The following is an 11,481-nucleotide window of genomic DNA, read 5'->3' as shown; positions in this document are numbered from 1 at the left end:
GGCCGGGCTGAGTGGCCTCAAACGCCGGCCGGGCTGGGTGGACTTATGTGCCGGGCGGGCTGTTCGGCTCGCCCGGCGTTTGAGGGGGTCGTGGCTGTGGGTGGGTGGTTGGGGCCGTTGGACTTGTGAAGTCGGTCGGCTTCGGTCGGTTCGCCTGGATCGCTTGGTGCCGTTCGGCTCCGGGGTGGGGGTGGCCCTCGGGCTACCTCGCCACTGCGAGGGCGTCCAAGGCGACTGTGCCGCCGCCCCTTGGCATGACCATCAGTGGGTTGATGTCCAACTCGGCTATTTCGTCGCCCAGTTCCAATGCCATGCGTTGTACCCGCATGACGACGTCGACCAGGGCGTCCAGGTCGGCCGGGGGTTGGCCTCGGAGGCCCTGGAGGCATTTGAGGCCGCGGAGTTCGCCGAGCATGCGCTTCACCTCGTAGGCGCCGAACGGGGGGACGCCGATGGCGATGTCGTCGAAGACCTCGACGAAGATGCCGCCGAGGCCGACCGAGACCGTCGGGCCGAACAGGTCGTCGTGTGAGATGCCGACCACCATTTCCACGCCGCGGTCGACCTGTTGGCAGACCAACACGCCCTCCAGGCGACCCGCGCCCGCCTCCTTGGCCGCGTCGGTGATCTCGCGGTACGCGTCCCGCACCTGGCTTGCCGAGCGCAGGCTCAGTTTGACCAGGCCCAGGTCGCTCTTGTGCGGCAGTTGCGGGCCGCACGCCTTCATCACCACCGGGTAGCCGATCAGCCCCGCGGCCCGCACCGCCGCCGCGGCCGAGGTGACCAGCTGCTCGCGCGGCACCCGGATCCCGTACGTGCGCAGCAGCTGCTTGGCCGAGTGCTCCGACAGCGGCTTGCCCGAGGACAGCAGCCGCTTCGCCTTCGCCGCGGCGGGCGAGGCGGTGCGCGGCACGTCCTCGAACGGGGACGAGTACTGGGTGCGGAAGCGGTGGTAGTCGAAGTAGGCCCGCAGGGCCCGGACGCAGTTGCCGAAGGTGCGGAAGACCACGACCTTGTTCGACTTGAGGAGTATCTGCCGGTAGGCGTCCTCGTCGCCCACCGGTGAGCCCCACACCACGCAGACCACCTTGTCGGTCGCCTCCGCCGCGTCCACCAGGTCCTGCGCGAGCCGGTCGCTCATCGGCGGGAACGCGCCGGTGATCGGACAGACGAGCACGCCGATCGCCGGGTCGGCCAGGATCGTGTCGATGATCTTCCGGCCGCGCTCGTCGCCCGCCGGGTGCCCGCCGTTGTCCACGGGGTTGGACACGGTCAGGTACGGCGGGATCCACCCGTGCAGCTTCTCCTGCGTGGCCCGCTCCAGCTGCGGGACGGTCAGGCCCTCGGCGGCGGCGAGGTCGGCCATGTGCGCGCCGGTGCCGCCGGAGATCGAGTACACGCACACACCCTGCGCGAGCGGGGCGTGGGTACGCGCGAACAACTGCGACGTGTCGATGAGTTCGTCGAGACCGTCGACCCGGGTGACCCCGTACTGGCGGAACACCGCCGAGGCGGTGCGGTCGCCGCCGGTCAGCTTGCCGGTGTGCGACTGGGCCATGCGCGCGCCGGTCTCGGTCCGCCCGACCTTGACCACCACCACCGGTACGCCCTGCCGCGCCGCGTGGTCGGCCGCCAGCGCGAAGGTGCGCCCGTCCTTGAACCCCTCGACGTAGGCGGCGATCACCCCGACCTCCTCCTGGTCGGCGAAGTGCCGGACGAAGTCCGCGATCTCCAGGTCGGCCTCGTTGCCCACCGGTGCCCAGTGGGATACCCGGATCCCGATCTCCTGCGCCGCGAACACCGGTCGGCCCTGATGCCCGCTCTGGGTGATCAGCGCGATCGCGGGGCCGTCGAGGTCGGTGCGGAACTCCTCGAACGCGTTCAGGTTCGTGTTCGGCCCGAGCAGCCGCAGCGAACCGCCCGAGGTGAGCTGCGCCAGCCGCGCCTGGGCCTCGGCCCCGGCGTCGCCCGCCTCGGCGAAGCCGGCCGCGAACACGACCGCGAAACCCACGCCGGCGCCCGCCAGTTGCTCCAGCACCTCGGCCGGATCGCCGACCAGGACGACCGCGAGGTCGACCGGTTCGGGCACCGCCGAGATGTCCGCGTGGCACGGTCGGCCGGCGATGCGTTCGTGCTTGGGGTTGACCGGGAACAACCGCGCGCCGACCCGCTCGGCCCAGGCGATCAGCTGTGCGGTGATCCGCGCGCCGGGTCGGCCCTCGGTGTCCGAGGCACCGATCACCGCCACCGTGCGGGGTCGGAAGAAGCGGTCCAGGTCGGCGGGGCGGAGCGCGAGTGGTCGGCCGGTCACGTCGAGTTCGGCCGACGGATCCGCGTTCGCGGTGACGCTGGTTCGAGTGTGCCCCGGGAAGTGGTGTCCTCTGCTGTCGTGAAGCATCATCGCGCCCGTCCCTTTTTCGATCTTTCGTCGCCGCCAGATCCGATCGAAGCCCGATCGAGGCCGGAATCGAGCTGACGGTTAGTCAGTTAGCTTGCTGATGGGACGTCAGGGCTGTCCACTGTCTCACCGGCCCGGTCCCGACGCATCTGTCCGATCACCTGGACATTTGCTGACTTGGTCAAACATGTTGCGGATATCTGCTGGTCATCGCGCGGTTACTAAACGTCCCCGAAGGACTTTTCCTGCTGGGTCAGGGATCTGCGGTCCACTTTGTCCATGCCGGTCAACGGCAGCGCTGGCACGATGCGGATCGCCTCGGGGAGCTTGTGGGCGGACAGCCGGGTGGCCGCGAATTCGCGCAACGCGGCCAGTGACGGCTCGGATGCGGCACGTGACACCACGACCGCGACCCCGATCTCGCCCATCACCCGACTGGGTCGCGGGATCACCGCGACCGAGGCCACATCGGGATGGTCGAGCAGGACCGCCTCCACCTCCTGCGGATACACGTTGTATCCGCCGCGGATGTACATCTCCGTCATCCGCCCGGTGATCCGCAGGCAGCCGGCCTCGTCGATCCGGCCGAGATCGCCGGTACGCAGCCTGCCCTCCGCATCCAGAGCCGCCGCGCTCGCCGCGGGGTCGCGCCAGTAGCCCGCCATCACGGCGGGCGATCGCAGGCAGATCTGCCCCTCCTCGCCCGCCGGTCGGATCGCGCCGGTCTTCGGGTCGCGGATCTCCACCTCGGTGCCCGGTCGGGGGCGGCCGACCGTGTACAGCGCCTCGGAGTCGGGGGCGTCGAACGCGGTCAGCGTGCCCAGCCCCCCGGATTCGGTGGAGGAGTAGCGAATCGAGTAGCCCGCCCCGAATCGGGTCCGGGCCTCGTGCACGAGCGGGGCGGGGGACGGCCCGCCGCCGACGATCAGACCGCGCACGTGGGCGAGGTCGTAGCGCTCGAACTCCGGGCGGCCGAGCAGGAGGGAGACCTGCGCGGCCACGCCGCCGAGGTAGGGGATGCGCTCGCGCGCCACCACGCGCAACGCGTCCTGGGCCCGCCAGCGGCCGAGGATGTGCAGGGTCGCGCCGGACTTGAGGTAGCCGGCCAGCTTGGTCATGAAGCCGACGTGCGGCAGGCCGGTGGCGATCAGTTGCGGGCCGCCGTCGCCCCAGCGGTCGCCGGTGTCCATCGCGGTGATCGCGGCGATCTGCCGGGAGGTGAACAGGGCGCCCTTCGGAGTGCCCGTGGTGCCCGAGGTGAACACGACCGTCTCGGGCAGGTCCGGGTCCTGATCCCCCGTCACCGGCGGCGCGGGCGGGATCGCGTCGAGTCGCAACCGGGCCCAGACGTTCGCCGCGTCGGCGGCCGGCACGCAGCGCACGACCTCGGGGCCGGCCGGGATGCCGTCGAGCAGGTCCTCCCCGGCCAGCACCAGATCCGGCGCGGCGCGCTCCAGGATCGCGGCGCGCTCGGTGGGGGTGTAGCGCGGTCCCACCCCGGTGGTGATCGCGCCGAGCCGGGCCAGGGCGGTGTAGGCGATCACGTACTCGAGCCCGGACGGGAGCACGAGGGCGACCGGATGCCCGGCCCGCACACCGCGTGCGGCCAGGCCCGATGCGACCTGATCGGTCACCGCGTCCAAGCCGCCGTAGGTGAACCCGCTTCCGCCGTGCACGAGGGCCCGCCGCTCGGGAAAGCGTCGGGCGGCCTCACGAAGCACCTGGGCGAGAACGGTCACAACGGGTCCCTTCGGCCTGCGCGCGAAGTATCGGCGTGGGGGGTGGTGTATGCCACACAACACGACACGCCCGGGGTAAGGCGACGTTTCAGAGGTGTGACGAAAGCAATGTTCTAAAGGTATGACGGTGTGTCAGATACTGGTGCTCGCGGGCTGCCGGATCGTCAATGGGGCCGACCGGAACTCGGGCCGGGCGACCGACCCGGACCCCGCGCGACATGAGTGTCAAGGAGTTGCGCCACGTGGACGTCGAGTTCAGCGACGAGCAGCAGGAGATTCGCAAAGCGCTACGGGACGTGTTCGATCGGCACAGCGATTCGCCCGCCGTCCGGGCGGTGATGGCCACCGAGACCGGCTACGACGCCGAGGTGTGGCGACGCGTGTGCGAGCAGACCGGGTTGGCCGGTCTCGCGATTCCGGAGCAGTACGGCGGGGTCGGCTTCGGCTTCACCGAGTTGGTGGTGGCGCTGGAGGAGATGGGCCGCGCGCTCTTCCCCTCGCCGTTCCTGGCGTCGTCGGTGCTGACCGCGTACACGCTCGTGCACGCGGGCGACGAGGCGGCGCGGGCCGAATACCTGCCGGGCCTGGCCGCCGGGGAGACGCTCGGGGCGCTCGCGCTGGCCGAGCCCGGGCGGCGGGATGTGCGCGCGGTGGAGATGGCGGCGCGGGCCGACGGTGACGGGTGGCGCCTGGACGGCGTCAAGACGCACGTGATCGACGGGCTGATCGCGGATCTGATCGTGGTGGGCGCACGGGTCAATGGCGACCTGGCGCTGTTCACGGTGGAGCGGGACGCGGCCGGGCTGACGCGCGCGGCGCTGCCGACGCTGGACCAGACGCGCAAGCAGGCCCGGTTGACCTTCGCGGACACGCCCGCGCGGCTGTTGGGCGCGGTCGGCGCGGACGCGGCCCTGGAGCGGGTGCTGGCTCTGGCCGAGATCGCGGTGGCCGCGGAGGCGGTCGGCGGGGCGGGGCGGTGCCTGGAGGCGACCGTGGAGTACACGAAGGGGCGCGTGCAGTTCGGGCGGCCGATCGGGTCGTTCCAGGCGATCAAGCACCGCTGCGCGGATCTGTACGTCGAGGTCGAGACGGCGCGCTCGGCGCTGTACTACGCGGCGTGGGCGGCTGCGGAGGCGGAGGCCGCGGGGCTTGGGTCGCCGGGCGAGTTGCCGGTGATGGCGCCGTTGGCGATGACGACGGCCACCGCGGCGTATCGGCATGTCGCCGAGGAGATGATCCAGTTGCACGGGGGCGTCGGGTTCACGTGGGAGTACGACTGCCACCTGTATCTGAAGCGGGCGATCACCTCGGCGCACTTGCTCGGGGAGCGCGGGTTGCAGCGCGAGCGGATCGCGGCGCTCGCGGGCATCTGACCGGGTCCGGCTCGCCATGTCCTCAAGCGCCGGACGGGCTGGGGTTGTTTGGCTCGGATCCGTGGGTTGCGGTTTGAACCGTTGTCCTCAGGCGCCGGACGGGCTGGGGTTGTTTGGCTCGGATCCGTGGGTTGCGGTTTGAACCGTTGTCCTCAGGCGCCGGACGGGCTGGGGTTGCTTGGCCCCGATCCGTGGGCTGCGGTTTAAGCCGTTGTCCTCAGGCGCCGGACGGGCTGGGGTTGTTTGGCTCGGATCCGTGGGTTGCGGTTTGAACCGTTGTCCTCAGGCGCCGGACGGGCTGAGATTGCTTGGCCCCGATCCGTGGGCTGCGGTTTGAACCGTTGTTCTTTCGGATTCGAGGGTTGCGGTTTGAGCCGTTGTCCTCAGGCGCGACGGGCTGGGGTTGCCGGCCCCGATCCGTGGGTTGCGGTTTGGTGGTTGTCTTCAAGCGCCGGACGACTCCGGGTTTTTGCTTGGTTTCGGTTCGGCGGTTGTGCTCGCGCGCCGGGCGGGCCGGTGTCAGCCCGTCCGGCGTTCGAGGACACGTGGGGTTACCGCGTCGGGGGCTTCTTTCCTGTGACGCCCATGTAGACCAGCGTGGAGAGTGCCGGGCGGACGTCCTTCATCTTGATGTTCCAGGATTCGAAGCCCTTCTGGTGGCCGGCCACCGCCGCCAGCATGGCGACCAGCGTGCCCGCCATGGCGTTGGCGTGCACCTCTTCGCCGACCTTGCCCTTGGCCTGCATGTTCTCGATCGCCTCGGTGAGCGAACCGGTGACCGCCGTGAGGATCTTCTGGCGCACCTTGTAGAACCGCTTGTCGCCCTCGGCCGACGCGAGGTCGACGACGCGCAGGATCGGCTCGTAGTCCCGCCAGAACTCCAGGAATCCGTCGGCCAGGGCCTCGGCGGCGGCGTAGCCGCCCTTGCCCGCCCAGCTCTGGTCCTCGGCGAGGGTCTTCAGCCGCTGGCCGTCCTTGGCCATGTCGTTGGCGATCTCCAGGATCGCGCTCTCGACATCCTGGAAGTACTGGTAGAAGGTGGCGGGAGAGGTGCCTGCCATACGGGCGACGTCGATGACCTTGACGTCCCGGTACGGAGACGTGTCGAGCATCTCGCGGAGGCAGTCGAGCAGCTTTTGCCGCGTCGCCTGTCCGCGTCGCCCGGCGACGCGGCCGTCGACGGTGCGAACTTGTCCTGTCATGCCGTCAGTTTACGGGCGCATGATCCGTACCGCTGTCCGCCGCACGGAGGAAAGCGGGCATTTCCCCGCCGCCGTGCATGAGCAGTTCCGCTCCGCTGACGTACCGTGACATCGGCGACGCGAGGAACAGACATACGTCCGCCACATCGCTCGGATCGGCCATCCGTCCGAGCGGGATGGTGTCCGCGACGCGCTGCACGCCGGCCTCGTCCCCGTAGTGCAGGTGGGCCTGTTCGGTCCGAACCAGGCCCACGATCACCGAGTTGAGGCGGATCTTCGGCGCCCACTCGACCGCGAGCGAGCGGGTGAGCGAATTCATCCCGGCCTTGGCCGCGCCATAGGCCGCGGTGCCCGGCGAGGGGCGTACGCCGCTCACGCTGGAGATGTTCACGATCACCCCGCCGGTTTCCTGACGGTGCATCAAGCGGTGGGCGGCCTGGGCGAAATACAGCGGGCCGAGCAGGTTCAACTCGATGATCGCGCGGGAGAAGCGCGGCGATGCGGTGGCCGCGTCGGTCTGCGGCGCGCCGCCCGCGTTGTTCACCAGTACGTCGAGCCGGCCGAACCGCTCCTCGGCGAACGCCACCGCCGCGAACGCGGTGTCGGGGTCGCGCACGTCGGCCGGGGTGAACACCGCGCTGCGCCCGCCGACGCTCGGCAGCGTGTCCGGCGCCTGGCGCGAACACACCACCACGTCGGCGCCGGCGGCCAGGAAACGTTCGCTGATGCCCCGTCCGATGCCCTTGCCGCCACCGGTGACGAGGACGACGCGTCCGCCCATGTCGAGCGGGTCGGTGGCGGAGGTCATGGCGGCTCCCGGAGGTCTGCGGTGTCGTGGGCGCCACGCTCGGTTCGTCTGGCGTGGGTCGCTCGGGGTCAACTATGGTGGCAGAAATCTGACGATCAGTCAGATCGGGTGGTGATGTGCCTCTCACGACCGGACGGCCGCGTCGGCCGCACCCGCCGGTACCGGGCGCATGACCGGCCGATCCGACGCACGCGGCCGAATGGATCTGGTTGCCATGGCTATCCGTTACGAGGTGCGTGAGGGCATCGCCGAGGTGGTGCTCGACGCACCCCCCGTCAACGCGCTCACCGTCGCCGGCTGGTTCGAACTCGCGGACCGGCTCCGCGAGGCGAGCCGCGACCGGCAGGTCCGGGTCGTGGTGCTCCGGGCCGAGGGACGCGGCTTCAACGCCGGCGTCGACATCAAGGAGATGTCCAACACCGAGGGCTTCGACGCGCTCGTGGGAGCCAACAAGGGCTGCTACGACGCGTTCGCGGCGGTGTACGACTGCGAGGTGCCGGTGATCGCCGCCGTGCACGGGTTCTGCGTCGGCGGCGGCATCGGCCTGGTCGGCAACGCGGACATCGTGATCGCCTCGCACGACGCGTTCTTCGGCCTGCCCGAGGTGGACCGCGGCGCGCTCGGCGCGGCCACCCACCTGGCCCGGCTCGTCCCGCAGCACCGCATGCGGCAGATGGTCTACACGTCGGAGAACGCCCCGGCGGCCGAACTGCACGCGTACGGCTCCATCTACAAGCTGGTCGACCGGGACAAGCTGGTCGAGACCGCGTTCGAGGTGGCCCGCACGATCGCGGCCAAGAGCCCGACCGTGATCCGCGCCGCGAAGGCGTCGCTGAACGGCATCGACCCGGTCGACGTCAAGCGCTCGTACCGCTACGAGCAGGGCTTCACGTTCGAGCTGAACCTGACCGGCGTGTCGGACGAACTGCGCGACGCCTTCACCGAGGGCCGCGAAGCGGACACCTCGAAGTGACGCGGACCTCGCATCAGAGACGGGAGCAACCATCCATGGCCGACAAGCGCATGACGCCCGATCAGGTCGTCGCACAACTCTCCGACGGCATGACCGTCGGAATCGGCGGATGGGGGTCGCGGCGCAAGCCGATGGCCCTGGTCCGGGCGATCCTGCGATCCGACCTCAAGGACCTGACCGTCGTCTCGTACGGCGGCCCCGACGTCGGACTGCTCGCCCGCGCCGGCAAGGCGCGCAAGCTCGTCTACGCGTTCGTCTCGCTCGACTCGATCCCGCTGGAGCCCAACTTCCGGCACGTCCGGGAGAACGGCCTGGTCGAGGCGGTCGAGTACGACGAGGGCATGTTCCTCACCGGGTTGCGCGCCGCCGCCCAGCGACTGCCGTTCCTGCCCACCCGCGCGGGCCTGGGCTCGGACATCCTCACCGTCTCGCCGCACCTGAAGACGATCGAATCGCCGTACGGCGACGAGACGTTGGTCGCGATGCCCGCGCTGAACCTGGACGTCGCGCTGATCCACGCCAACGTCGCCGACGAGCGCGGCAACGCCGCGCTGACCGGCCCGGACCAGTTCATGGACGACCTGTTCTGCCTGGCGGCGCGGAAGGCGTACGTCTCGGCGGAGCGGGTGGTGCCGAGCGAGGAACTGCTCAAGGCGGCGGGCTGCGTACACACCCTGACCGTGCACCGCTACATGACACACGGCGTGGTCGAGGCGCCCAACGGGGCGCACTTCACCGAGTGCCCGCCGGAGTACGGCCGCGACGAGGCGTTCCAGAAGGCGTACGCGACGGCCGCCGCCGACCCCGAGGCGTGGGCCGCGTTCGAGCAGCGCTTCCTGAAGGTCGAGAGCGAAGCGGCGTATCAGGCCGCCGTCGCGGAGTTCGCGAAGGAGAACGCCAAGTGAGCACCGACACCCTGACCGAGGCGACGCGCGCCGACGTGTGCGTGGCCGCAGTCGCGGACTGCTTCCGCGGCGACGGCGAGATCATCGGCAGCCCGATGGGCACCATCCCCACCATCGGCGCCCGCCTTGCCCGCGCCACCTTCGAGCCGGACCTGATGTTGTCCAACGGCGAGTCGTACTTCTTCGAGGGCGACGCCCGACTGGGCGCCAAGCCGGACGAGTTCGCCGTGGTCGGCTGGATCCCGTACCGCCAGGTGCTGGACGTGCTCGCCTCCGGACGCCGGCACGTGATGATGGGCCCGGTGCAGATCGACGCGCACGGCAACGCCAACATCTCCGCGATCGGCGACTGGGCCAGGCCCAAGCGCCAGGTGCTCGGTTCGCGCGGCGGACCGGGCAACACGATCAACCACACCACCAGTTACTGGATCCCCAAACACTCGGCGCGGGTGCTCACGCCGAAGGTGGACATGGTCTCCTGCGTCGGCTACGACCGGGCCGCGGCGACGGGTCCGGCGGGTCGTTTCCACGAGATCCGACGGGTCGTCACCAACCTTTGCGTGCTCGACTTCGAGACCGACACCAAGGTCATGCGGCTGCGGTCGGTGCACCCCGGGGTGAGCGTCGACGAGGTGGTCGAGGCGACCGGCTTCGAACTGGTGGTCCCGGCCGAGGTGCCCACCTCGCGGGTGCCCTCGGACGAGGAACTGCGGATCGTGCGCGAGGTGTTGGACCCGCGCGGGATGCGCCTGCGCGAGGTGCCGGCGTGAGCGGGGCGAACGGCGCGAGCGGGGCGGACGCCGGCCTGCACCCGGCCCTGCGCAACGGCTTCACCGCGAAGTTCGGCGTCGAGTATCCGATCGTGCAGACCGGCATGGGCTACGTGTCCTACCCGAGCCTGGTCGCGGCCACCGCCGAGGCGGGCGGTCTGGGCATCCTGGCCTCGGCCACGATGACCTATGAGGAATTGGTCGCGGCGATCGCGGCGGTGAAGAAGCGCACCGCCAAGCCGTTCGCGGTCAACCTGCGCGCGGACGCGCCGGACGCGGCCGAGCGGATCGACCTGATGGGCCGCGAGGGCATCAAGGTCGCGTCGTTCGCGCAGGCGCCGAAGAAGGACCTGATCGCGCGCGCCCACGACCTCGGCATGCTGGTGGTGCCCTCGATCGGGGCCAAGCGGCACGCGCAGAAGGTCGCCGAGTGGGGCGTCGACGGGGTGATCGTGCAGGGCGGCGAGGGCGGCGGGCACACCGGCTCGATCCCGACCACGCTGCTCCTGCCGCAGGTCACCGACGTGCTCCGGGGCAGCGACGTCACGGTGATCGCGGCCGGCGGCTTCTTCGACGGGCGCGGCCTGGTCGCGGCGCTCGCGTACGGCGCCGACGCGATCGCGATGGGCACCCGCTTCCTGCTCACCTCGGACAGCCCCGTGGGCAACGCGGTCAAGGACGTCTACCTGGCCACCGACGTGGGCGGCACGGTGGTGTCCAAGGAGGTGGACGGCGTCCCGCACCGGGTGCTGGCCACCGACTTCGTCAAGCGGCTCGAACAGCGCTCGGTGCTCGCCCGCTATCCGCGCTCGATCGCCAACGCGCTGCGGTTCCGCAGGCTCAGCGGCGCCAGGCTCACCGACATGGCCCGCGAGGGCCTGGCGATGAAGAAGTCGCAGGGGTTGAGCTGGCCGCAGGTGCTGATGGCGGCCAACACGCCGATGTTGCTCAAGGCCGCGATGGTGGACGGCCGACCGGACCTGGGCGTGATGGCCTCCGGCCAGGTGGTCGGGGTGATCGAAGACCTGCCCTCGTGCGCGGAGTTGATCGACCGGATCACCGCGCAGGCGAGCGGGATCCTGTACGACCTGGAGGCCGCCCGGGTCTGACCTCGGGCTGCCCCCACCGCCGGCACCGTCCCCTGTGGGCGGTGCCGGCGGCATGTCCGGCCGTATTGGGCCGAGTTCGCCGGAAACGACCCCGCCCCGCCGACGCCCCTCACCGGTTTGGGGGTGGGTCTGGACCCACCCCTGCTCGGGGTCCCGGCGCAGTGTTCCGCGACCTGTCCGCCGACAGACTCGAACTGTCAGCGG

General features: G+C 70.5%; 9 protein-coding genes. 5 read left to right on the top strand and 4 right to left on the bottom strand.

The window, feature by feature from the left end; translation table 11 throughout:
* Nucleotides 1-202: 202 nt before the first annotated feature.
* Together ACFRCG_RS25065 and ACFRCG_RS25060 are read right to left on the bottom strand one after the other, a co-directional pair.
* Nucleotides 203-2,398: an acetate--CoA ligase family protein gene (locus tag ACFRCG_RS25065; RefSeq protein WP_380035195.1), complete on the bottom strand. Its 2,196-nt coding sequence runs from the start codon at nucleotides 2,396-2,398 to the stop codon at nucleotides 203-205.
* A gap of 221 nt (nucleotides 2,399-2,619) precedes the next feature.
* On the bottom strand, nucleotides 2,620-4,137 hold the full coding sequence (locus tag ACFRCG_RS25060; protein WP_380035039.1) for a class I adenylate-forming enzyme family protein: 1,518 nt from the start codon (nucleotides 4,135-4,137) through the stop codon (nucleotides 2,620-2,622).
* A 218-nt stretch (nucleotides 4,138-4,355) separates the two neighbouring features.
* Between ACFRCG_RS25060 and ACFRCG_RS25055 the strand changes: the two genes are divergently transcribed.
* Nucleotides 4,356-5,510 (top strand): acyl-CoA dehydrogenase family protein, encoded by a 1,155-nt coding sequence (locus tag ACFRCG_RS25055; RefSeq protein WP_380035036.1) that lies wholly within the window; start codon nucleotides 4,356-4,358, stop codon nucleotides 5,508-5,510.
* 551 nt (nucleotides 5,511-6,061) lie between these two features.
* Here the strand turns inward: ACFRCG_RS25055 and ACFRCG_RS25050 are convergent.
* Together ACFRCG_RS25050 and ACFRCG_RS25045 are read right to left on the bottom strand one after the other, a co-directional pair.
* On the bottom strand, nucleotides 6,062-6,712 hold the full coding sequence (locus tag ACFRCG_RS25050; protein ID WP_078976670.1) for a TetR/AcrR family transcriptional regulator: 651 nt from the start codon (nucleotides 6,710-6,712) through the stop codon (nucleotides 6,062-6,064).
* A gap of 4 nt (nucleotides 6,713-6,716) precedes the next feature.
* Nucleotides 6,717-7,520, bottom strand: coding sequence for an SDR family oxidoreductase (locus tag ACFRCG_RS25045; protein ID WP_380035033.1), 804 nt, complete (start codon nucleotides 7,518-7,520; stop codon nucleotides 6,717-6,719).
* Between the two features lie 214 nt (nucleotides 7,521-7,734).
* On the opposite strand from ACFRCG_RS25045, the gene ACFRCG_RS25040 reads away from it, so the two are divergent.
* The 4 genes from ACFRCG_RS25040 to ACFRCG_RS25025 are packed head-to-tail and all read left to right on the top strand — an operon-like array spanning nucleotide 7,735 to nucleotide 11,277.
* Nucleotides 7,735-8,493: an enoyl-CoA hydratase family protein gene (locus ACFRCG_RS25040; RefSeq protein ID WP_379999262.1), complete on the top strand. Its 759-nt coding sequence runs from the start codon at nucleotides 7,735-7,737 to the stop codon at nucleotides 8,491-8,493.
* Between the two features lie 35 nt (nucleotides 8,494-8,528).
* Complete coding sequence (locus tag ACFRCG_RS25035; RefSeq protein ID WP_380035030.1) at nucleotides 8,529-9,398, top strand: CoA transferase subunit A; 870 nt, start codon at nucleotides 8,529-8,531, stop codon at nucleotides 9,396-9,398.
* Entirely contained in the window at nucleotides 9,395-10,168 is a 774-nt protein-coding gene (locus tag ACFRCG_RS25030; protein ID WP_380035027.1) for a CoA-transferase subunit beta, read from the top strand. Before ACFRCG_RS25035 ends, ACFRCG_RS25030 begins: the two co-directional genes overlap by 4 nt.
* Entirely contained in the window at nucleotides 10,165-11,277 is a 1,113-nt protein-coding gene (locus tag ACFRCG_RS25025) for an NAD(P)H-dependent flavin oxidoreductase (protein WP_380035024.1), read from the top strand. Before ACFRCG_RS25030 ends, ACFRCG_RS25025 begins: the two co-directional genes overlap by 4 nt.
* The last annotated feature ends 204 nt before the right edge of the window (nucleotides 11,278-11,481 follow it).

The organism is Embleya sp. NPDC056575 (assembly GCF_042793325.1).
Taxonomy (GTDB): Bacteria; Actinomycetota; Actinomycetes; order Streptomycetales; family Streptomycetaceae; genus Embleya.
The sequence above is the reverse complement of the archived record's forward strand: the minus strand, read 5'-3'. Positions and strand labels throughout refer to the sequence as shown.